Consider the following 325-nt stretch of genomic DNA (forward strand, 5'->3'; position numbering starts at 1 on the left):
GTTGAGCACGTTGTTCGGGGCGATGAAGTCGACCGAGCCGCTCGAAGCGTTGACCGGAATAGTGATCGACTGGCCGTTGGCCAGGGTGATGACCAATGGTGCGCCGGTTACCGGTGCAGTGACGCTCGCGGTGTAAGTGACCACACCACCTTCAACCGCACTGGCAGTCGCCGTCAATGTGACGGTCGAAGTGTCGATGCTGTCGGTAACCGCAGTCACGGCTGCGGTTGGGCTGACTTCCAGATGTTCGAAATCACCGCCAGTGGTGCCAGTGATGGTCACGCTGACGCTGCCGGCATCCACATAAACAGTGTCTTTCGGCGCT

General features: G+C 59.7%; 1 protein-coding gene. It reads right to left on the reverse strand.

Translation table 11 applies throughout. From position 1 onward, the window contains the following. On the reverse strand, positions 1–325 hold a 325-nt coding region (locus tag NTD82_RS15100; RefSeq protein WP_262129283.1), incomplete at both ends, for an immunoglobulin-like domain-containing protein.

This window comes from Pseudomonas sp. 5P_5.1_Bac1 (assembly GCF_025466015.1).
GTDB lineage: Bacteria > Pseudomonadota > Gammaproteobacteria > Pseudomonadales > Pseudomonadaceae > Aquipseudomonas.